The sequence below is a fragment of the Nguyenibacter sp. L1 genome (genome assembly GCF_035199985.1).
Taxonomy (GTDB): domain Bacteria; phylum Pseudomonadota; class Alphaproteobacteria; order Acetobacterales; family Acetobacteraceae; genus Gluconacetobacter; species Gluconacetobacter vanlangensis.
This window is the reverse complement of the sequence record NZ_CP127015.1, coordinates 1,778,207-1,800,123: the sequence shown is the minus strand read 5'-3', so window position 1 is coordinate 1,800,123 and position 21,917 is coordinate 1,778,207. Positions and strand designations below refer to the sequence as shown.

General features: G+C 64.5%; 18 protein-coding genes and 1 tRNA gene. 4 read left to right on the top strand and 15 right to left on the bottom strand.

The genetic code is table 11. The features are described 5' to 3' along the window. Window positions 1-398: 398 nt before the first annotated feature. From QN315_RS08200 to QN315_RS08150, 11 genes are all read right to left on the bottom strand, one after another. Entirely contained in the window at window positions 399-671 is a 273-nt protein-coding gene (locus QN315_RS08200) for a type II toxin-antitoxin system prevent-host-death family antitoxin (RefSeq protein ID WP_323992844.1), read from the bottom strand. A gap of 163 nt (window positions 672-834) precedes the next feature. Next, on the bottom strand, window positions 835-2,541 hold the full coding sequence (locus QN315_RS08195) for a hypothetical protein (RefSeq protein ID WP_323992842.1): 1,707 nt from the start codon (window positions 2,539-2,541) through the stop codon (window positions 835-837). Window positions 2,542-2,717: 176 nt separating this feature from the next. Next, the gene (locus QN315_RS08190; protein WP_323992840.1) at window positions 2,718-4,508 is read right to left on the bottom strand and encodes a DEAD/DEAH box helicase; all 1,791 of its coding nucleotides are present in this window, start codon (window positions 4,506-4,508) and stop codon (window positions 2,718-2,720) included. Between the two features lie 3 nt (window positions 4,509-4,511). Next, window positions 4,512-4,796, bottom strand: coding sequence for a helix-turn-helix domain-containing protein (locus tag QN315_RS08185; protein WP_323992838.1), 285 nt, complete (start codon window positions 4,794-4,796; stop codon window positions 4,512-4,514). Window positions 4,797-5,150: 354 nt separating this feature from the next. Beyond that, the gene (locus tag QN315_RS08180; protein ID WP_408904606.1) at window positions 5,151-6,683 is read right to left on the bottom strand and encodes a DUF6538 domain-containing protein; all 1,533 of its coding nucleotides are present in this window, start codon (window positions 6,681-6,683) and stop codon (window positions 5,151-5,153) included. Between the two features lie 85 nt (window positions 6,684-6,768). Beyond that, window positions 6,769-6,844: transfer RNA gene (locus QN315_RS08175), tRNA-Glu, on the bottom strand. 67 nt (window positions 6,845-6,911) lie between these two features. Beyond that, window positions 6,912-8,609: a single-stranded-DNA-specific exonuclease RecJ gene (recJ, locus tag QN315_RS08170; protein WP_323993333.1), complete on the bottom strand. Its 1,698-nt coding sequence runs from the start codon at window positions 8,607-8,609 to the stop codon at window positions 6,912-6,914. Window positions 8,610-8,740: 131 nt separating this feature from the next. Continuing rightward, window positions 8,741-9,736 carry a class II fructose-bisphosphatase gene (gene glpX / locus QN315_RS08165; protein ID WP_323992834.1) on the bottom strand — a complete coding sequence of 332 codons (996 nt, stop codon included), beginning with the start codon at window positions 9,734-9,736 and terminating at the stop codon, window positions 8,741-8,743. A gap of 85 nt (window positions 9,737-9,821) precedes the next feature. After that, complete coding sequence (locus QN315_RS08160) at window positions 9,822-11,174, bottom strand: homoserine dehydrogenase (RefSeq protein ID WP_323993331.1); 1,353 nt, start codon at window positions 11,172-11,174, stop codon at window positions 9,822-9,824. 100 nt (window positions 11,175-11,274) lie between these two features. Continuing rightward, window positions 11,275-12,513 (bottom strand): LL-diaminopimelate aminotransferase, encoded by a 1,239-nt coding sequence (locus QN315_RS08155; RefSeq protein WP_176641298.1) that lies wholly within the window; start codon window positions 12,511-12,513, stop codon window positions 11,275-11,277. A 216-nt stretch (window positions 12,514-12,729) separates the two neighbouring features. Beyond that, the gene (locus tag QN315_RS08150; RefSeq protein ID WP_323992831.1) at window positions 12,730-13,821 is read right to left on the bottom strand and encodes a hypothetical protein; all 1,092 of its coding nucleotides are present in this window, start codon (window positions 13,819-13,821) and stop codon (window positions 12,730-12,732) included. Window positions 13,822-14,019: 198 nt separating this feature from the next. On the opposite strand from QN315_RS08150, the gene QN315_RS08145 reads away from it, so the two are divergent. The 3 genes from QN315_RS08145 to QN315_RS08135 all read left to right on the top strand — a co-directional run bounded on the left by QN315_RS08145 (window position 14,020) and on the right by QN315_RS08135 (window position 16,655). Next, window positions 14,020-14,694, top strand: coding sequence for an ATP-dependent Clp protease proteolytic subunit (locus QN315_RS08145; RefSeq protein WP_176639376.1), 675 nt, complete (start codon window positions 14,020-14,022; stop codon window positions 14,692-14,694). Between the two features lie 108 nt (window positions 14,695-14,802). Further along, a complete protein-coding gene (locus tag QN315_RS08140; RefSeq protein WP_323992828.1) occupies window positions 14,803-15,795 on the top strand; it encodes a ferritin-like domain-containing protein in 993 nt (330 codons plus the stop codon). Beyond that, a complete protein-coding gene (locus QN315_RS08135; RefSeq protein WP_323992826.1) occupies window positions 15,792-16,655 on the top strand; it encodes a hypothetical protein in 864 nt (287 codons plus the stop codon). The genes QN315_RS08140 and QN315_RS08135 overlap by 4 nt, the downstream gene beginning before the upstream one ends. Before the next feature lie 114 nt (window positions 16,656-16,769). Here QN315_RS08135 and QN315_RS08130 read toward each other — a convergent pair whose 3' ends face one another. Continuing rightward, a complete protein-coding gene (locus QN315_RS08130; RefSeq protein WP_323992824.1) occupies window positions 16,770-16,946 on the bottom strand; it encodes a hypothetical protein in 177 nt (58 codons plus the stop codon). Window positions 16,947-16,974: 28 nt separating this feature from the next. Then, window positions 16,975-17,853 (bottom strand): LysR family transcriptional regulator, encoded by an 879-nt coding sequence (locus QN315_RS08125; protein ID WP_408904605.1) that lies wholly within the window; start codon window positions 17,851-17,853, stop codon window positions 16,975-16,977. 126 nt (window positions 17,854-17,979) lie between these two features. On the opposite strand from QN315_RS08125, the gene QN315_RS08120 reads away from it, so the two are divergent. Next, window positions 17,980-19,248, top strand: coding sequence for an MFS transporter (locus QN315_RS08120; RefSeq protein WP_323992819.1), 1,269 nt, complete (start codon window positions 17,980-17,982; stop codon window positions 19,246-19,248). Between the two features lie 353 nt (window positions 19,249-19,601). On the opposite strand, the gene QN315_RS08115 is transcribed toward QN315_RS08120, so the two are convergent. Beyond that, window positions 19,602-19,964 carry a GNAT family N-acetyltransferase gene (locus QN315_RS08115; protein WP_323992817.1) on the bottom strand — a complete coding sequence of 121 codons (363 nt, stop codon included), beginning with the start codon at window positions 19,962-19,964 and terminating at the stop codon, window positions 19,602-19,604. Window positions 19,965-20,117: 153 nt separating this feature from the next. Next, complete coding sequence (locus QN315_RS08110) at window positions 20,118-21,524, bottom strand: carbohydrate porin (protein ID WP_323992815.1); 1,407 nt, start codon at window positions 21,522-21,524, stop codon at window positions 20,118-20,120. Between the last annotated feature and the right edge of the window lie 393 nt (window positions 21,525-21,917).

The following is a 21,917-nucleotide window of genomic DNA, read 5'->3' as shown; positions in this document are numbered from 1 at the left end:
GGGCCATTACTCCGACCGGGGCACCTGACGGAGATTTCCCTCCTTCATGCGTTCGATGAGTCGGGTCTTGATGACGGTGAACACGGCAGGCGGCAACATGCCATAAGAAGCCGTGAGGTCAGGCCCCGGCCATATGAAGGCGTTCCCTTCCGATATCACGACCCAAGACCGTTCTCCGTCCAGGCCAAGGCGTGTCTTGGTGGCGGCCGGGAGTTCCACGGCGTCGGCCCCGTCCGTAGGCGGAGAATGGGTTATCGGGAGTACAAGGACACGAGACTGAACCACGACGACAACGACGCTGGGTCGGTCCTTCCGGCCTTCTGGCTGGCCTTCCTCGTGTTCCCTGCTCCACAGGTAGGTGTATCGAATAACAAGGCCGGGGACAGGAATCTTGGGTATCAAGGAGTCCAGCCCTTAACCTCGTCGTCCAGATGTTCGTATCCGGAAGGCATCTCGGAGCCTTCCAGAGCCTTGGCTAGTCCTGGCTCAACGGTCGCAAGGTCTTCGGTCCTGAATGCACGGCGGTCCAGTTCCCGGAGACGCTGAAACTCATCGAAGCCGAGGACAACCAATCGCTTGCGGCCGTTCTTGGTGATGGTGACGGGTTCGGCCACGGCCCGGTCTGCCAGTTCGCCGTACCTCTTGATGAAATCCGCCGATGTGACTTCCATGCCCGTAACTCCTGAAACTCGGAAGATTCGAGTTTTACGACTTATCAGGGGTCGCCGTCAAAGGGATTCCCGAAATAAGGAACGGATGGGGAACGCCGAATAGAAGGTCGGCCCTTGGCCAGAGCTTCGCTAATTATATAAGCGCCCCACCGAGTCTCATTTTTCATGCCGCCAAAACCTCCATCATGGCGTCCAGGTCGTCCATGTATTCCCGCCATTCCCGGTCATCGAGACGCTTGATGGTCGCGACCTGGGCGGGGGGCCGTCGAGTGGATTTCCGCTTCTTCACCGGCCTCCCTTCCGCACCGGCCTTGTAGTATTCAACGCACCGGGCGAAGTCGGCACGCATGGCAAGCTCAAGGGCAAGCTCAAGGTTCCCAAGACTGCCGCCAGCCCAGCCCTTGCCCGCCGCATCCTTAATGCGCTGCTGCCAGTATTCCCGAAGCCCGTACATGTATTCCCCGAAGGCGGCCTTGTCCCGTGCCCGGCCCATCAGGACCAGCTTCGTCCGCCGTAGCGTTGCCGCTGTCGGTGTCTTCCCGCCCTTCCTGCGCCTGCTGGCAGGCTTCACGGCCTGCTGGCGATACCAAGTCGCACGGGACACGCCTGCCGCTTCCCACGGCTTCTCAAAGGCCGCGCTGCCTGCCGCAACCTGAACCCGCCATTCCGCGCGGTCGTGGCCGGTGGTGCCATGGGGCCTGTCCGCCCGTCCATCCCGGCGGCGCTTCCGTCTGCGGCGGCCCTCTTTCTCGTCCCGGTCGATGAGGACCTTCATGTCCTGCATCTCCGCCGAGGTGATGCCCAGGCGGTCGATGATGGTTTCGGCGCGATATTGATAGCTGCCCCGCCCTTCCTCGACGCGCCGCAGCAAGGTGCTGCTGTGTCCATGCAGTTCTTTGGTGCGGTAGTCAGCGGGCAACAGCAGCCCGGCAAAGGTCTGAATTTCCGCCCATAGCCGCTCCGGCTGGTTCTCGAAAATCTGCCCCAGCATGGATGCGCCGATATGACCGAAGATGTCCCGCTGGCCTGCTGGAACGACGCCGCCCCAGCGCAGGCGGACCAGCGTTCGCAAATCATCCAGCACGGCCCATTGCCATGAGCGCGGCGACTTCTTCGCCGGGGCACACTCGCCATCGCGCCGCGCCCGCTCCCGCGTGATGCTGACAACCTGCTCTTTTGCGGCCCGCTCGGCCTTCCTGGCGGCGATGGCCTCTCGTGCGGCTTTCAGGTCGGCCCTGCTCATGGGGAGAACGGCGTCGGCCAGCCGGTCAAAATCGTAGCGATGGCCGGTGTCGGCGATAATTCGCACCACCCTGCCGGATTTGCTGTTGATGCTGCCGACGATGCGCATGATTCGGGACGCGTCAACGGCTGACCGGTCCACGAACCACGGCCCGAATTTCTTTACGAGTTCACGGTTTACCCGCACCAGTTTCGTGGCAGCCTGGCCGGGCAGAACGGCAGTAAACAGCCATTTGCAATAGATGCCCCTGCCACTGTCGATGATGAGCGACGGCGTGGGGATGCCGTGGTCTTCGCAGAATGCGACCAGATGTTCCCCTTGTTCCCCCGCGTCCAGCGGCTCGGGGGAATTGTAGATGTCAAGGTCAACCCATGTGTGCGTGAAGGCGGCGACGTGTTCGGTCCGCCTGCTATAGCGGGAAAAGAAGGCCTGGGACATATACATGTCCTCTTGCCCCTGCGCAAAATCCAGGAAGGTGGTCAATTCGTCGGCGCGGTGGAAGTCCTGCGTATGCGTCACGTCCTTTCCAACGACTTTAATATAGTTCAGCGTCCAGGTAAGCCCGCCAGCCCGTGGCATGATACGTGGCTCATAAAGGTCGTCTGGTTCAAGGAGCGCCGCACCCATGAAAAACACCCATCGTCATATGCGATGAGTGTTGAAAACCAGGCCGAAACCAAGGTAATTTAACTCATCGCTCGTCGTCGCGAACTAAGCCCACTTCCCGGTCATCGCCTCTGCAAAAGGCTATCGGGGGTGGGCTTTCTAATTGTCCTGTGCCGCAATGCATGATTTCAATGTTATCATGCGGCAATCGCCTGCCCTGGGTCGTCGTCAAGCCAGCCATCCTCATCGTCGGCTTCTGCTGCTGCCTCAGTTTGGCTGCCCTGACCGTTCAACGCCGCATCAATGATGCGCTGCTTCTGCACCAACTTTCGGGCCAACATCAGGTCGAGGCTTTTTTCCAGAACGATATGCTGAATCAACACGGCATTTCGCTGCCCGAGCCTGTGCGCCCGGTCCTCGGCCTGGGACATCCCTGATGGGGTCCAGTCCAATTCGGCAAAAATGACGTGGCTGGACGCCGTTAGGGTTAGCCCTACACCAGCGGCCTGGATGTTCCCGATGAATACCCTCACGTTCTGGTCGGCCTGGAATCTGTCAACAATCCCCTGCCTTTGTGCCGGGGGCGTGCTGCCGGTGATGGATACCACCCCAAGGTCACTCAGGCCGTCCGCCAGTGCCTCCACGACATCGGAATGATGGGCAAACAGAATAACCTTTCCGCTGGCTTCCACGGCGTCCCGAACCGCCTCAATGACCATCGGAACCTTTGCCAAGGCCGTTTCGTGACGGACCCTGGAAATCTCTGTAAAGGCCACCTGCACGCCTTGGCGCAGGGCGGCAACCTGTTCCTCATATTGCCTTGTGAGCCTCTCCCGGTCGCCTGCCGACACCTTGGCCATTGCCTCCGCGTGCTTCCGCTTCGCCTGTGCCAGCCGTCCCCTGGCTGCTGATGCAATACCAGCCGCCTTACGTTCCGCCTCAAGCGCCCGTCGCGTCATGGCCGTGTCGGCAGGCAGTTCGATGACCTGACGGGTTTTCTCCGGCAGTTCCGTCAGAACATCGGATTTCAGGCGTCGAATCATGATAGTTTCCCGCAACACCCGTTGCAGTTCATCAAGGTTTGACGCCCCGTTCATGTCCCATCCGAACCGCGTTTCGTGTGCCGCGCAATATCGCTTGGCGAATGGCATGAGTTGGGGAAACTGCGCGGGTGCCAGGGAATGAATCAGCGGCCAGAGTTCGATTGGCCTATTCATGATGGGGGTGCCGGTTAGATACAGGCGACGGGATGCGCTGATGCCCCTAACCCTCGCCCGTCCCCCACCAAGAATGTGCAGCGTGCGCTTTGAATCGCGGCTTTTCACATAATGCGCTTCGTCCAGAATGAGCATGTCCCACTCCGCCCCTCGAATTTGTGCCTGCACGGGGTTGGACCTGCTGAACAGGTCATAGGTGGCAATGACAATGGATGTCTCGGGGAGAACCTTCGAGGTCGCGAACCCTACAGTCAGGTTGCGGCCCCCGAAGTTCCCAAAGCGCTCGATTTCACGTTGCCAGTTCCTGGTAAGACTGGCAGGGCATACAATCAGGATGCGCCGCATTGCAGCATCGCCATTGATTGCGCCGATGGCCTGGGCTGTTTTCCCCAACCCCATATCGTCGGCCAGCAACACATTGTGCCGGGCCGGATTCAGGGCGAAGGCAATTCCAGCCCGCTGATACGGCATCCAATCAAGTCCGTCGCCGCACGGCACCGAGATTCTGGCATCGGTAGCCTGACTTTCCGCGATACGCCTTTCGCGCCCGGCTTCGGCTGCGCGAAGTGTGGCGTCCAGGTGGGTGCGCGTTGACTCATCGCACTCACAATCTTCGTAGTATGTTAATTCTTTCGCCACTTCGGGGCTTGTCGTCAGCCAGCGACGCAGGCTCGGGGACCACTTGAAGCCTTCTCCCTTCGGCATCCAGCCCTCGTCATATGTGGTTTCCGCAAGCCACATCCGGCGGCTGGAATCATATGAAAGTTGCATCGCTCAGCCCTCCGCCTGCTGGCGACGGGCAGCGGCTTCGGCCTTCGTGGGGCGACCGCGCTTCTTATTATGGGCGAGAGCATCAGCCCGCACGACCGCCATCTCTGCAAGCCATGCATCCACATCGGCGGGGCGATACAGCACGCGCCGACCGATGCGGATATAGCGGGGGCCTTCGTTTCCAGACCTGAACCGCCATAGCATATGCGCGCTAACACCAATTCGGCGCGCAGCTTCATCGGCGGTCAGCGTAATAGATTCTGATTGAATTTGGGGCGCGGACAGCATGGCGCACCCTCCTTTCATATGAAAAGAGAGGTGCTGCTACACCGGGGGGGTCTTCTTTGCCGTAACTTCAGGGAGCTATTGCTAGCTTATCGAGGTTCGGTTCTCCCGGTCCCTCCACCCCCTGAGCTTATCTTCGGGGGCTTCCCCCTCCGATGCCGGCCTCTTCGGCACGGGCGTTGCACCCGCTGCCTATCGTCTGTTTACGTTCACCCCGGAGCAGTCAGCGTGCGCCGCACATCGACCATCCGTAACTCAAGCAATATCGCACACACTGGCTCAAATTGCAACAATAAATAGCAATCGCCACAAAATAACTGTTGAGTCAGGCATATTCAGGCAAATTAACGGCGACGCTCAACGATTCAGGTGCGAGAGGTCTGCGGCAAAACTCACGTTCTCATATGCCAATCGCGCCTCTTGCGCGGACAAATGCTTGCCATAGTTGCTGCCGACCGTGCCGCTGGCGTGGCCGAAAACCTTGTTCATCAATTCGTCACCGATGGCCCCGGCGCGAAGCATCTGACGGCAGGCATGCCGAAATGAATAACCGACCAAATCCGGGCCGGTCAGCCCGATATCGTCGATATACCGGTTCAGTCGCTTGGACCACGCCTGCGGCACATCCTTTGCTTCCTTGCCGTTGTGCGGCGGGATAGGGAACAGGAGCCCCCCATTCCGCTCCATCCGCCTCGCGTAATCAATGAAGCCCGTCTTCTCCAAATCCTTGATTACCGGAATGAGCCGCTTGCTCTGTCGGGTTTTCGTCGCGTGTAGGGCATTGACGCAATACACGTCCCCCAGCTTTGTCAGTGCCGCCGGGGAGTAGGCAAGCTCTCCATGCCGCGCACCGGTCATCGCCATTACCAGTATGAACCAGTAATCGCTTATCTTGTCTCGGCAGGCTCCGGGTGTTGACCGGCTTTCGTGTGATTCGTAGCCAGAGAAGAGAGGGCTCCTGAAAATGAAGGCAAGCTCGGATTCAGTGAACGCACGCCGAGCCGTCCCATTTTTTTCTTTCTCTGTCCGGTCGCGGACTTGAATGCGCTTGAGATTGATTTCGGGTAAATACTCCCGCCCCATGCACCAATCGAAATATGTCACAACATGGCTCTTTTGCCGAATGATGCTATCTCGATTTAGAACACCACCCCGCATATTTGGCCGGGTTTCCAGATGGTCGATGAAACGCTGAAGGTCGGAAAGGGTAACATCCCGCGCCTTCTTCGGCCCCATATGCTTCTCAAGGTCGCCAAGGGCCGCTCTGTATGATTTCCGGGTTTTCTCACCGATGCCCGGCTTCTTCGCCAGGAAATCTTCGATGAAGGCTGGCCACGGCTTGGATGACCCGCGCGGAGCCGGCGGGGGCTGAGCCGGAACTGGCTGCGGGACAGGCTGGGAAATGGGCAGCGGTGCCGGGCCTTCTGGTATTGCTGGGGCCTGCGGGTCATCCCCGAGATACTGACCGACCAGGGCGGCCCTGTCTGCCGGTGCGGTCCCGGCGTCCACGATTTGCAGGATGGCCGCCCGAACCCGTGGGGCGAGTGTGTTGACCGCCGCCACGTCCTGACTGGCGGCGACGTGTAGGCTGCTCGCCACCCATTCGGCCACGGCGGCAGTCAGAATCTCGGTCCGGTCGGCGGCGCTGACGACACCCTCGGCGGCCATCATCTCATTAGCCCGCCGCCAGACCTGGCGCCGGAAATCATCGAATGTGGACATAAGGCGGCTGACGGTCTCCGTTGCCCGAATTGCGGCGCGCCTGCGGTCAGACGTGCCCAGGCCACGGACGATATGATGACCGACAAACCGCCTCAAGTCGGCAGGGACATGGACCCGGAGATACCAGCCGGGATAGTGGCCCCGGCGATGGATGTATGGCGTAGACAAATGGCGTCCCCATGGTGCTACTGACTAGTGCCACCAGCGAGAAAACGCTTCCGAATTGTCGTTAAAAATCAATGGCTTAGAGCCGTGGCGTCCCATAGGGGATTCGAACCCCTGTTGCCGCCGTGAGAGGGCGGTGTCCTAGGCCTCTAGACGAATGGGACAAAAGGCTTGGGCGGCTTCCTATCGTGGGTAGAGCGGGGGGTCAAGTGTCTTGTGTACAGATTGGGGTTATGATTCGGCAACTGCCACGTCACGGATAAAAAAGCCGGCAGTGACCCGGTCGTTCCAGTGTTCTGCACGTAGCCAGCCGGCGAGGTGTAATGGGGGTGCATTGCGGTCTTCCAACAGCGCGGAAGCTGCCGGATGCTCACCAGTGCGGAATAGCAGGGCCTTCAGGCGAGGACCGCCACCTTCGCCTTCAACAAGCACGCGCAGTGTGTCGCCCTCGCGTCCGATGCGGTCCGAGCGCACCACGCGCGCACGGGGGACGGCCAGAAGCGGTTCGTCGTTGCCGGCTCCGAATGGGGCGAGACGTCCGATATCGGTTGCCAGTTCGGTGGTGGCTGCGGCGACATGCACCATACCTTCGATCTGCATCTCGACTGCATCAGGCAGCTTGGCTGCGTGAGCGAGACGATGATCAAGGTAGTTGTGCAGCGCCTCGATATTGTCATTGGGCAGCGAGAAGCCGGCTGCCATCGCGTGTCCGCCGCCCGTCGTCAATATGCCGGCTTGGCGCGCGGCGATGATGGCTGTTCCAAGATCGATGCCGGCGACCGAGCGGCCCGACCCCTTGACGGTGCCGTCCTCGAGTTCCGCGCCGACAAGCACCGGACGGTTGAAGCGTTCCTTGATCCGTCCTGCGACGATGCCCACCACGCCGGGGTGCCAGTCGCGGCCGGAGAGTAGCAGCACGGCACGGCCGGCGGCGCGTTGGATTGCGGCTTCGTCGATCGCATGGTCCAGGATGGCGCTTTCGACCGTCTGGCGTCGGCGATTGATGGCGTCCAGCCGCTCGGCCAGACGGCGGGCTTCGGCTGGATCGGTGCAAAGCAGCAATTCCAGCCCCAGGCTGGATTCTGCAATTCGGCCGCCGGCGTTGATGCGTGGGCCGAGCGCGAAGCCGCAGGTGAAGGCCGATAGCGGCTCGCGCGCCCCGGCGATTTCAAGCAGTGCATCAAGGCCGACGCGGCGGCGGCGGCTCATGATTTTCAGGCCTTGGGTGACCAAGGCGCGGTTCAAACCGGTCAGCGGCATGACGTCGCATACGGTCGCCAGGGCCACGATATCCAGGAACCCCATCAGGTCGGGTTCGGGTCGGGTCGCGAACCAGCCGGCACGGCGCAGGGCGCGTACTGTGGCGACGGCGGTGAGGAAGGTGACGCCCGCGGCACACAGGCCGCTCTGGCGGGAGGTACAGTCCAGCCGGTTGGGATTGACGGTGGCGAGAATCGGCGGAACGGCGCCCTCGACCTTATGGTGATCCAGGACGATACCGTCGGCGCGTCCGGCGAGGGTGGCGAGGACGTCGCTTGCGGCGGTGCCGCAATCGACGCAGACGACCAGCGTGGCGCCGCGGGCCAGCAGGCTGTCGAGGGCTGGACCGTTTGGACCGTAGCCTTCGGTCATGCGGTCGGGGATATGGGTGACGACGGGGCAGCCGAAATCACGGAGCAACTGGGTGATGAGGGCGGCGGCGCAGGCGCCGTCGACGTCGTAATCACCGAAGATGCCGATCGTTTCGCCGTGGCGGACGGCGTGGGCCAGGCGATCGGCGGCGGCATCCATGTCCTGCAGCGCCGAGGGATCGGGCATGAGGGCGCGGAGCGTCGGGTCGAGGAAGGCGGCGGCGGCGCGTCCGTCGAGGCCGCGGGCGGCGAGCATCTGGCCGACCAGGTCGGAGACGCCCGCCTGCTGGGCGATCATCAGGCCGATGCGGCCGCCGGCGTCGGCGAGGGCGGGGTCGCGCCAGCGCCAGCGGCGGCCGCTGAGGCTGGAGTCCACCCCAAGGACGGTGAGGTCGTCCCTGGGGGGGAGCAGCGCGGTGTCAGGCGGGGTCAGTTGGCGCTCCAGGTCTTGGTTGTGAAATCATGGTGTCCCTCGACGAAACGGATCGTTCCGGACTTGGAACGCATGACGATGGAGTGGGATACGGCGCGCTTGCCGTCGCGGCGGATGCCGCGCAGCAGGGGGCCGGAGGTGACGCCGGTGGCGGAGAACAGCACGTCGCCCCTGGCCATGTCGTAGAGGCCGAGCTTGCGCGACGGATCCTGGCCGGGGTCCATTTCGCGGGCGCGGCGGATCTGTTCGTCATTTTCGAACAAAAGGCGGCCCTGCATCTGGCCGTGGACGCAGCGAACCGCGGCGGCGGCCAGAACGCCCTCGGGCGCGCCGCCCGAACCGGCATAGATGTCCACACGGCTGTCGGGCAGGCACGCGGCGATGGCGGCGGCGACGTCGCCGTCGCTGAGCAGCATGACGCGGGCCCCGGCCTCACGCGTTTTGGCGATCAGTTCCTCGTGCCGTTCGCGCTCGAGGGCGCAGAGGGTGAGTTCGGAGATGTCCTTGCGCTTGGCGCGGGCGAGTTCGCGCAGATTGATGCCGATCGCGGCGTCGAGGTCGACCACGCCGGCCGGCAGGTCGGGGCCGACGACGATCTTCTCCATGTAGATGTCGGGGGCGTGCAGGAAATTCCCGGCCTCGGCCAGCGCGACCACGGTCAGGGCGTTGGGCATGTTCTTGGCGCAGAGATTGGTGCCCTCGAGCGGATCGACGGCGATGTCCATCGCCGGGCCGCCGGCGCCGACCTTCTCGCCGATGAAGAGCATCGGGGCCTCGTCCATCTCGCCCTCGCCGATCACGACCGTGCCGTCGATGGCGACCGTGTCGAAGGCCTGGCGCATGGCCTCGACGGCGGCGCCGTCGGCCTCGTTCTTGCGGCCGCGGCCGGTCCAGTGGGAGGCGGCCATGGCGGCGGCCTCGGTCACGCGGACCAGTTCGAGGGCCAGGTTGCGGTCGGTGACCTGGTAGCCGGCATTCGGTTTGGACGTCATCGCTTAATCCTCTCGTTCTGGCCGGTTCTGGTGCCGGCCGTTCCAGGGGGCGCGATCGCCCCCCAAACGCGGAGCGGTGGTGGGGTCAGCCGGCTTCGATGCGGATCATCGCCGGGTCGCCGATCACCGCCGGCAGGGCTGCGATCCTGGCCAGGGCCTCGATCATCGCGGATTCGCGCGTGCGGTGCGTGACCAGGACCAGCGGCACGGAGGGCGCGTCGGCGACGGTCGGATCGTCGGACGCGGCCCGCCCGTGCTGCAGCATGCTGCGCAGGGATACGCCGTAATCGCGCAGGACGGCCGTGACGTCGGCGATCACGCCGGGGCGGTCATGGACGTTCAGGCGCAGGTAATATTCCTCGTTGAACGCGGTGCGGGGCAGGGCCTCGACCTGGGTCAGGCCGTCGGTGCTGCGGCCCCAGACGGGCACGGCGTTGCCGCGGGCGATGTCGATCAGGTCGGCGGCCACGGCGGTGGCGGTCGGGCCCTCGCCGGCGCCGCGGCCCTCGAGCATCAGGCGGCCGACGAAGGCGCCCTCGGCCACCACGGCGTTGAACACCCCGTCGACCTGGGCGATCGGCGCGCGTTCGGGCACCAGGCAGGGATGGACGCGGGCCTCGATCCCGTCCTCGCGCCGGCGGGCGAGGCCGAGCAGCTTGATGCGGTAGCCGAGTTCGCGCGCGAAGGTGAGGTCGAGCGCGTCGATGGCGCGGATGCCCTCGACATGCACCGAGGAGAAGGCGACCGGGCGGCCGAAGGCGAGGCCGGCCAGGATGGCGAGCTTGTGCGCGGCGTCGATGCCGTCGACGTCGGTCGAGGGATCGGCCTCGGCATAGCCCAGCGCCTGCGCTTCGGCCAGCACGTCGGCGAAGGCGCGGCCGCTCTCGCGCATCGCGGTCATGATGTAGTTGCAGGTGCCGTTCAGGATGCCGCCGACGCGGACCAGCCGGTCGGCGGCCAGGCCCTCGCGCACCGCCTTGATCGCCGGGATGCCGCCGGCCACCGCGGCCTCGAACGTCAGGGGGACGCCGGCCCGTTCGGCCAGGGCGGCGAGTTCGGCGCCGTGGATCGCGACCAGCGCCTTGTTGGCGGTGACCACCGGCCGGCCGGCCTGCAGTGCTGCGGTGACCAGGCGGCGGGCGATGCCCTCGGCACCGCCGATCAGTTCGACGACCACGTCGATGTCGGGGTCATGGGCCAGGGCCAGGGCGTCGTCGTGCCAGGTCAGGCCGGCAAGGTCGATGCCGCGGTCGCGGGTGCGGTCGCGGGCGGCGACGGCGGTGACGACGATCGGCCGGCCGGCGCGGTCGGCCACGATCGATTCGTTGGCGCGCAGCAGCTTGACCAGGCCGGCGCCGACGGTGCCCAGCCCCGCGACGCCGATCCTGAGCGGCGTGATGTCCCCTCCCGCCTGTCCGCCTTTGCCGTCCGCGCTCATGGTCTTCTGGTTCACCTGTCGTCCTGTCTTTGTCGAGGGGCGCGGCGGGGCCGCGCCCGAAAATGTGATCCGGCGCCGCCTGGCGGCGCGCGGATTGGGCCTAATGCGCCGGCGTGGGAGCCGGCTGGCGCGCCTCGGGGCGGGGGGGCGGGACGTTTACTCCGTGGCGGGTCATGAACTGGCGGATCGCCCGCGTGGCCTGGCGCAGGCGCTGGGTGTTCTCCACCAGGCCGATGCGCACGAAATCATCGCCATATTCGCCGAAGCCCAGGCCGGGGGCGACGGCGACGCCGGCCTCGCGGAGCAGCAGCTTGGAGAAATCGACGCTGCCCATCGCGCGGAATTGCGGGGGGAGGGGGGCCCAGGCGAACATCGAGCCCTCGGGCGAGGGGACGTCCCAGCCCGCGGCGTGCAGGCCGCGGATCAGCACGTCGCGCCGTTCGCGATAGAGGGTGCGGATGTCGTCGACGCAATCCTGCGGGCCGCTGAGGGCGGCGACGGCCGCGACCTGGATGGGGGTGAAGGCGCCGTAGTCGAGATAGGATTTGATGCGGGTCAGCGCGGTGATCAGGCGGGGATTGCCGGCCGCGAAGCCCATGCGCCAGCCGGCCATGGAATAGGTCTTGGACAGCGAGGTGAATTCGACGGCGATGTCCTTGGCCCCCGGGACCTGGAGAATCGAGGGCGGCACCCGGTCGCCGAAATAGATTTCGGCGTAGGCGAGGTCGGACATGATCCAGATCTCGTGCCGGCGGGCGAAGGCCACCAGCTCGCGGTAGAAATCGAGATCGGCGACGTAGGCGGTGGGATTGGAGGGGAAATTGACGATCAGCGCGGTGGGCTTGGGCACCGAATGGCGCACGGCGCGGTCGAGGGCGCGCAGCATGTCCTCGTCCGGCGTGGCGGGGACGGAGCGCACCGAGGCGCCGGCGATGATGAAGCCGAACTGGTGGATCGGGTAGGAGGGGTTGGGCACCAGGATGGTGTCGCCCGGGCTGGTGATGGCGGCGGCAAGGTTGGCCAGGCCCTCCTTGGAGCCCAGGGTGGCGATCACCTCGGTCTCGGGGTCCAGTTGCACGTCGAAGCGGCGGGCGTAATAGCCGGCGAGCGCGCGGCGCAGGCCGGGGATGCCGCGGCTGACGGAATAGCGGTGGCTGCGCGGGTCGGCGACGGTTTCGACCAGCTTCTGCACGATATGGGGCGGGGTGGGGGTGTCGGGATTGCCCATGCCCAGATCGATGATGTCCTCGCCCCGGGCTCGCGCCGCGGCCTTGGCCTTGTTGACCTCGGCGAAGACATAGGGCGGCAGGCGGCGGATGCGGTGGAATTCTTCGGTCATGGGTGGCTCGTGAATATCCGTCCGGGCGCGTGGTTCCGCTCCCGGATCTGAGGTCTGAAACGCCGTCTCGCGCCGCCTGCTCGGGCGGCGCGGGCGCGACTGGCGGGGACGTGCCCCGGCCATGCGCAGATATAACGACGCCGCCGCCCGGCAGGCAACCGCGCCGAGGCGCGGCCGCAGATCGTTTATTGCGGAATGGATCGGCCGGGTTGAGGATTATTGCGTGAAACTGATGCGGGCGCCGTCGCCGAACGGATGGCCGCGCAGGCGGATCGTGCCGGCGGGCACGCCGTCGGCGACCAGCCTGTCGGCGATCGCGCGGGCGCGCAGCAGGGCGAGGGTCGTGGCGCGGGTCTGTTCGGCCGGGTCGGTGGACGCGGCCTCGCCATAGCCGTGGACATAGACCGGGCGCCCCTGGGCCTGGCCGGCCAGTTGGTGGAGCGTGCCGTCCTGGCCGGGCTGCGGCTGGTCGTTGCCGGCGGGGAAGCGGATGCGCGTGCCGGCGAGGTCGGCCAGCGCGTAATCCGGATGCGGCAGCGTGGGCAGGTCGATGTCGCTGGGGACCGCGAAGCCGGGGAATTGCGGCGGAGCCGGCGGGGCGGCCGGGATCGCGGGCAGCGGCGCGGGGGGAGGCGGGGCCTTGCCGCCCAGGCCACCGACATTCTCCCCGACTTCGGGCATGGCCAGCAGGGGCTCGCCAGTGCCTGTCTCACCAGTGCCTGTCTCACCGGCCGGCGCGGCCGTCGATGCGGCATGCGGCGCGGGTGGGCGTGCCGGTTGCGGCGGGGCTTCGGCGGCTGCGAGCATGGCCGAGGAGACGCCCGGCGGGGCGGGGCGCGCGGCAGGGGGCGTGCCCGGGGCGGCCGGCGGGGCGCCGGCGCGGGCGTTGGCGGGGGGCGGGTTGGCCGATGTCGGCGACGGGGGGGTGGCGATGGTCAGCGCGCCGATTTCGGCGCCCTGGCGGTGGGCCAGGTTGCGCTGTTCGACCAGGTTTTCGGTGACGCTCTGCCGCAGGGTGGCCGAGGGCACGACGGGCGGGGTGGTGGGGGTGAGGCCGACCGCCGGATAGGGATCGTGCGCGCCGGGCGGCGGGGGGCGCTGGCGGGCGATCGCCCCGCCTTCGTACTGGTGCCACCAATCCATCGTGGCGTCGAACGCGTCGCGATGGCCGCAGCCGGCCAGGCCGAGCAGGACGGTCCCCAGAAGGAGGGATTTCGGCAGGAGGGATTTCGACGGGCCGGCGGGGGAAATCGCGGTGGCCGCCGCGTGCTGGACGCGGTGTCTTGGCGGCGGCGCGTTCATACCCATCTTCTCTCCATATCCGTTCGCGGCGCCGTGCCGCGCCCTGCCTGTCGGGCCGTTCTAGCCCGGCGCGACGGGTTTAGCGAGAGAGAGGCCGCGGCGGGGACGGAGGGACGGGGTGCCAAACACACTCTTGGCACCGGCACGAAGGCGGCGCAGGATAGAACGATGATGCAGACCAGTCCTGGATACAGGGAGAGAATGATGAACGGCATGCAGCCGAAGGACCGTATCCGGATGGATGACGAGGAGCCGGATGGCCCCGACATCCCCGAACCCCCTGGCCCGGAACCGAAGGAGCCCGGCGACAACAAGACGCTGTCCTCGCCGATCAGCGAGTTGGAAAGCCGGCTGTTCGAGCAGCGCAAGGTGCTGATCTTCGGGGCGATCAACGACAAGCTGGCGCGCGACGTGACCGGGCGGCTGCTGGCGCTGGCGGGGGCGTCGGAGCATCCGATCGACGTCTATATCAATTCGCCCGGCGGGCATGTGGAGAGTGGCGACACGATCCATGACATGATCCGCTTCGTCGATTCGGTGGCCCCGGTGCGGGTGATCGGCACGGGGTGGGTGGCATCGGCCGGCGCGCTGATCTTTGCCGCCGGCAATGCGGAGCGGCGTTTCTGCCTGCCGAATACGCGCTTCCTGCTGCATCAGCCGATGGGCGGGGTGCGGGGACCGGCCACCGACATCGACATCGAGGCGCGGGAGATCGTGAAGATGCGCGAGCGGCTGAACCGGCTGTTCGCGCGCGAGACCGGGCAGCCCTATGACAAGGTCTGCAAGGATACCGACCGCAATTACTGGATGTCGGCCGAAGAGGCGATCGCCTATGGCCTGGTGAGCCGGGTCATTTCCAACCTCTCCGATATTCGATAACCGACCAGGACCGCCCCGCGTCCCGTGATGCGGGGCGGGGCGCCGAGGAACGGCGGCCTCCTCCTCCGGCCGGAGGGGAGGCCGGTCCGATCAGCGAGCGTGTGTACGATGAGTTCTCTGAGCGATATCTATACCTCCCTGCCGGAAGCGCGGAATCTGGCCGATGCCGCGCCGCGCAGCGTTGCCGAGGCGGATTTCAATGCCCGCCACTGGTCGAGCCCGGTGCCCGGGCCGCTGAAGCCGGGCAGCGCCGAGCACAAGCGTGCCGTGGCGGAGATGTTCCGCGACACCTTCAACCCGTACAAGCCGTCGGTGATCGCGTGGCCCAAGCTGGAGCCCGAGACGCTGAAGCGCGTGACGTCGCTGCCGATCTGGGACATCGCGGTGCAGACCGAGGGCAAGGCGCGGCTGCGGATGGCGGCTTATGCCCGGATGATCGACGATCCGGACATGAAGGATGCGATTTCGCGCAACGCGTGGGAGGAGAACCGCCACAAGGAGGTGCTGTCGAAGCTGGTCGAGGCGTACGGCATCAAGATGGCGCCGGAGCCGCCCTACATCGAGCCGCGCGATACGGAATGGGCCTATCTTGTCACCGGTTTTTCGGAATGTGTGGACAGTTTCTTCGCCTTCGGCCTGTTTGCGCTGGCGCAGCGTTCGGGGTTCTTTCCGCCCGAGCTGATCGAGACGTTCGAGCCGGTGATGCAGGAGGAATGCCGGCATATCCTGCTGTTCGCCAACTGGCTGGCCTGGCACCGCGCCACCATGCCGGCCTGGCAGCGGCCATGGTTCGAACTGCGTGTGCTGGCGGTGTGGGTGTTCCTGGCGTACGAGCGCGTCGGGCTGGCGCGCACGATGGATGCGGACGGCAACGTGCAGGAGCAGGACAATAATTTTACCGTGACGGGCGCCAAGGACGTCGCGAACATGGATGTGAGCCTGCGCGAGCTGATCGATCTGTGCCTGTCGGAGAATGACCGGCGGTTTTCGGGTTATGACCCGCGCCTGGCGCGGCCGAAGCTGGCGCCGAACCTGGCGCGGTTCATCCGGATGTTCCTGAAGAAGCCGTCGGGGGATTCGCTGGTGGAGCAGCCGGCGTGAGCGCGATCGAGGCCGGGTCGGAACTCCATAAGGACCTGTTCTGCCGCCAGTTCATCGACACGCATCAGGTGTTCGATCCCGAGACGCTGCCCTGGCCCGACCTGACGGAGGAGGAACTGGCGCGATTGCGCACCATTCCGTTCTGGCAGGAAGTGTATCACACCGAGCGCCGGGCGGGGGCGATCGTCGCGGCCTTTACCCCGCGGATCGACGATCCGGTGGTGCGCGAGGCCGTGGCGCTGCAGGGGGTGGAGGAAGCGCGGCATGCCAGGCTGATCCGCGTGATGATCGACCGGTACGGGATCGATGCCGCCGAGCAGCCGATCGAGACCTTTCCCGACGACCTGGAGACGGCGTTCATCGATTTCGGGTTCGGCGAATGCCTGGATGCGTTCCTGGGCTTCGGCGCGTTCAAGAATGCGCGGCAGTCGCACTTCCTGCCCGAAAAGCTGTTCGAGATCTTCGACATCCTGATGTTCGAAGAGACGCGGCATATCGTGTTCTTCATCAATTACATGGCGTGGCGCGAGCGCAGGCGCGGACTGGGCGCGGTGCGGCGGGCGCTGAAATCGACGCGGTTCTATGGGCGCGCATTGGGACGATTGCTGGCGATGGTGCGGCGCGGGCAGCAGCCCAATGACGGGCGCGATTTCGCGGTGACGCAGGCCAATGTGTTTCTGGACGATTTTTCGTTCCAGCAATTCGTCGAGGATTGCTATCGCGAAAATGCGCGGCGGATGAAGGAATTCGACCCGGACCTGATGCAGCCGCGCCTGCTGCCGGCGATGGCGGACCTGGCGCTGCGGGGGATGCGGCTGTGGGACCGGCGGCGGCCGCATTTACGGGCGGCGGCGCGATAGGATGTAAAAGTAGCCAAAAGACTTTTGTCCGTTTTGGGGATTTGCGTGTGTCCGGCAAATAATCCCCCAACGTTCAAAAGTTTTTTGGTTCTTTTTTTCAAAAAAGAACAGAAACTACGCCGAACCCGATGGTGCAATCGACTTGTGCATATGCACGATGACACCGGAATGCCATTGTTCCTCGGCGTCGATAGTGTAGCCGAGGCGGCGGTAGAAGGCGATGTTTTCGGCGAAGCGCTGGTTAGTGTAGAGCCGGATCACGTTATGGCCCGGCATTATATCCGACGCCATGATTTGTCTCAGCATGTGCATCGCCCGTCTAATCGCATGAACATTCTGAAATGGGCACTGAGACGAAGCATGTCTGGAAAGCCGCGATGAGTTTCCGGAGGGTGGCTAGGCTGCGGCTATCTGAGACGTGCGAGAACATCACTATGTCGAGTTGCGGCAATTTGGGAAGCCGATAGGTTGCCTGTACGTCGATCACTCCCGATGGAGCGACATGCTGCGCCATAGCCCCGACTGCCATGCCGGATGCGACTGCCGTCGAGATGGCCATCGACCCGCCGCCGACGAAGACTTCCCGCCACATGATGCCGGCCTCGTCTAACATATCGACGGTCATCTTGCGCAGGCGACAGCCCTCGCCTTGCGTCGCGATTGGCAGGCTCCCCTCGCGGTCCCAAGAGAAGGCCGGTGAGGTCACCCAGTGGAAGCTCGCCCGGTGGATCACTTCGCAGTCTCTTCGAAGCTCATCGTGACGCAGAATAATAACGCTATCCAATTCACCGGCGTCGAACGAGGCGAGAAGGTCTCGGCTGGAGGACAACCTCACCTCGACGTCTATGGCCGGCTCAGGACGCCTGAGCTGCTGGATGACCAGAGGAAGCTGCTGTCCGACCAAGTGATGTGTGATGCCAATCGAGATCCTGGGCTTGCAATCGGTCAGTGAGCCGACGGCGATGCAGTGCGCCTCGAGTAGGTTCCTAGCCGATGGCAGGAAACGCTGACCGGCGCTCGTCATGCGGACTTTCCTGGGACTTCTTTCGAAGAGGCGGTGCTCCAGCCTTTGCTCGAGCTTCTTGATGCAGAGGCTGACGCTCGCCTGTGTCGTTCCAAGGACGTCGGCCGCTCGTGTGAAGCTCCTATATTCGGACACGAGCAAGAATGCCCGGACCCAGTCGAGATCAAGTGTCACCGGGGGCGCCTCTCATTGCAAGTGATAACAGGATGTTATCAGAGCTATCAAAAAATGGGAGATATTTTAATGAACCACGACTCACTATGGTGCCCAAGATAAACTACTGAAGACTGGAGCATATTTATGGACGGCGTCGCTCGTCGACATGTTGGGGTCGAACCCGCCGAAGTTGATGGCCCACGGGTGAAGACGGACCATTATCGCTGGGTTATCCTAACTCTGGCTGTCTTGACGCAAGTCACCGGTTCGGTGGTTGCTCAAGGATTCTACACTCTCGTGCCGTTCTGGAGAGAAGCCTTTCATGTCTCCACGGCTACGGCGGCGCTTGGGGTCACCGCGCTGAATGGCGGCCAGATCCTGACCATGATGCACCTTGGGCGCCTAATCGACCGCTACGGCGAGCGGGTGGTCGTGTCTTCGACCAAGATCATTTGCGGAGTGCTAGTCCTGCTCGGTGCAGCCTTCGCCACGAATTTCGTGGAATTGCTTGTCCTCATTGTGGCTGTGGGCGCCTTCTACGCCGCCGTCCAGCCGGGCGGCACGCAGGCAATCATCAGCTGGTTTCCCCCAAAGGAGAGGGGGGTGGCGACTGGACTTCGGCAAGCTGCGGTTCCCGCGGGAACGTTTATAGCTGCGTCTACGCTCCCCCTTCTTGCTGCGCACGTATCCTGGCGCGCTGCCTTCGTTGCGCAGGGCGCAGTCAGCATCGTCAGCGGTGCCCTGTTCTGGGGGTTCTACCGGGAGAAGTACGACGCCTCGCTCCGGGTGGCCCGCGGAGCGGAAGTTCCCTTCAGGGCCATCGTCGGGTGGATCTGCTCCACCCCCGGCTTCCTTCGCCTGACGGTTGCCGGCATCGTGATGTCCGCCTTCCAGTTCACTATCACGACTTACGCCATCCCCTATATCTCCACGGAACTCCGCGTCTCCATAGTTGCCGCGGCATCGATCTTCGCAATTGCGCAGTTTGTCGGGATGCCGAGTCGTGTCCTGATCCCCTGGCTGTCCGACAGGATCTTCCCGGGGCGCCGCCTCCTGTCATTGGGTGTATGCATGCTTGGCGGCGTGGTGTCGCTGCTGGGTTTGACGCTCCTGCCGAGCGGATCGAGCTGGATTGCCGAAGTCACCGTCCTGGGCGCCCTGGGTCTGACCGCGATCGGCTGGTTCCCCCTTTTCATCCTTCAGGTAGCTGAATTATCACACGCCGGAGCGGCCAGCGCGACCGTCGCCCTTTCGTGGATGACGTGCATGATGGCGATGACGGTCGTGCCATACCTGTTCGGCATTCTTGCTGCCGACGTTGGCTACGGAACTGCCTGGGCTCTTCTTTCGCTCCCCGTAGTGGCATCGGCGATATCCCTGCTCGCCTCCCCTCGCGTCCAGTCGGTCCGGTGAGTGGGGAATAAGCGCCATGTATCAGATATACGGCCTAAAACTCGGTATGAACGATACGCGCGTGCGAGCGCAGAACCTGATCCATCTCGGTGATCCCGGCGAGGCCGCGCGCGAGATGCCGCGGCCGGTCCCGTTTTTCTTGCCTATCTCAGGGATCTGATCGGCAACGAGGTCTGTGCGCGGTATGCCCTTCCGACAGGCTGAATAGGCGCTGTTGCCCTGACTCATCCGGAAGCTCTACAGGGATACGAGTGACTATATCGATGATGGTTTTAGCGGTCCTGGTCCAGACGAAGGGCCTGGAGGATCGGTTGTACTCGTGGATATAGCGCTTGCCGCCATCGCGATTCGAATCAGGGTTTGCCCTGGCCTCGGTGTCTGATCGACTTGTGCATATGCACGATGACACCGGAATGCCATTGTTCCTCGGCGTCGATAGTGTAGCCGAGGCGGCGGTAGAAGGCGATGTTTTCGGCGAAGCGCTGGTTGGTGTAGAGCCGGATCACGTTATGGCCCAGCGTGGACGCCACGTTTTCGGCGTGGGCCATCAGCGTGCGTCCGAGGCCCTGTCGCTGAAAGGCTGGGGAGACGGCGACGTTTTCGATCAGCAGATGGTCGTCGCGGGGAATCATCTCGATGAGCGCGGCCAGGTCTTCGCCCCGCAGGAGAAGGTCGATGCGGTGTTCGCGCACGGCGCGGGCGTAATCGGCCGTCATCGGCCAGGGTTCGCGGCCGATCACCGGGACCCATTTGGCGTATGACGCGCGGACCAATGTCCGGATCCGGTCGATATCGGCGGTGCCGGCCGTCCGGAAAGATGTCGTGCCGTTCATGGGGTGTCCTGGATTGCGATGGCGCGGGGGAGGCGTTCAGTATTGTCCGTGCAGGCGGAAAGCCAGGACGGAGACGGGGCCGCGATCGCGGTTGTAGGCCGGGTTGCCGATCCATTGATAATCGAGCGTTGCGTGGACGGGACGGATGACGGCGGCATCGTAATAGAGTTCGGCGATATGTTCATCGCCAGGATGCGGCAATTTTCCGTCCCCCACCAGTTGGCCGGTGCCGCCGGCGGCGAGATAGGCCTTGAGCTGTCGCCCGGCGCCGTTGGTCATTCCGGCGATGCCGATCCGGTCGTCGGGACGGTGCCATGACGAGCCGGCGAGGGAGAGCCCCGCCGCCAGGCTGCGGTCGATATCGGTGAATTCATAGGATTCGTACCGTCCGTCGGCCCATCCCGCCCTGAGGAATATCCCCAAATCGGCGGTGAGGCCCTGTTCCAGCATCAGGCTGATGCCCGGGCGGTTGCCGTAATGGCGCACCGCCGCCGCATCGGCCGGCTGGCCGGTCCTTCTGGAGAGGCGCACCGCGTCGGCCAGATCGGCCATGCGGGCGTGGCTGAGGAAGGCGGTGACCAGGATCCTGCCCGGGCGCCCGAGGAGGCTGTGCCGTTCCTCGATTTCCTCGTCGGCCTGGACCTGGTGGAAGCTGGTGTCGATATCGGGGCTGTTGGGGGTGTTCGACATCAGGAAGGCACCGGAGCGGAGCGTCCAGCGGTCCTGATACCATTCGCCGGCGATACCGGCAGTATATCCCCAGGAATCGGCGGCGTAATCGAACGTGCCGGCGTCGATGGCCGTCCAGTTCAGGAAGTCCGTGCGCGGGTCATGGGCGTAGCTGCTGGCATCAAAGATATCGGTGACCGCGAATTTGCCCAGCGTCAGTACCAGGCGATCGGTGGTGTGGATCGTGCCGAACTGGTTGAGGCCGGACGCGCCGCGTTCCGGCGTGCCGCCGAGATTCACCGTTTGGCGATAGAAGGCGCGATGTACGCGGAAATAGGGCACGGCGCGGCCGACCTTGTAGGCTTCGCCGCTGGTGAAGCCGGCGATGCCCGTCGTGTTGCTGATGCCGAAACCCTGATCGATTTCGCCATCGGCCCAGATTTCGCCGCCCTGCCATGGGTGCAGGCCGGCATAGAGCGTGACGTCCCAGGTTTCGTTGCCGCGCGCCGCGCGGTCGAGGCTCTGCGGCCCGCCATAGGGCGCGTGGAAACCGTCATGCCCCTGGAAGACGAAGGTGGATTGCGCGTGCAGCGCGAGGATGTCGCCGTCGATGAGTCCCCGGCTTTCGGATGGCGTGCCGGCTGAGTTTTCAGGTGGGATCCCGGTCGCGGCGGTCGGCGCGGCGGGAGCGGCCCGGCCTGTCCCCGTGGCAAGGCAGGTGAGGAGGCCGATGAGGAGCGCCGTCCGGTGCAGGCTGCCGGACGGGGCTTTCAAGGGCGGGGCTTTCAAGACTGCGTGCGCGGGCGAACGTTTCGCGTGGCGTTGCCTTGGGATGCGTGCCCCTGTGATCCCGGGATGCAGGTTGAGGGGATGGGTCATGGTGACGGCAGTTAATGCCGGGCGAATGAAATATTCAACATGCTATAATAAAAAGCATATGCAATTTTATTTGCTTTATCTGCCCTGTGGAGCGGCGTGACCGTCGGGTCACCTGCCGGGGCTCGCATGTCGCGGAGGCGCGGGGTTGGCCCGGTCATCGCGGCACGGTCGTCATTGCTGTGGGACCGGCCTCGTGGCCATGCCGCGCGGGCTGGCCGGCGCGGCGTCGATCCAGCGGGGAGGGGGAGACCCCGCCGATCCGGGCATGGGTGACCTATGTCAATGTCA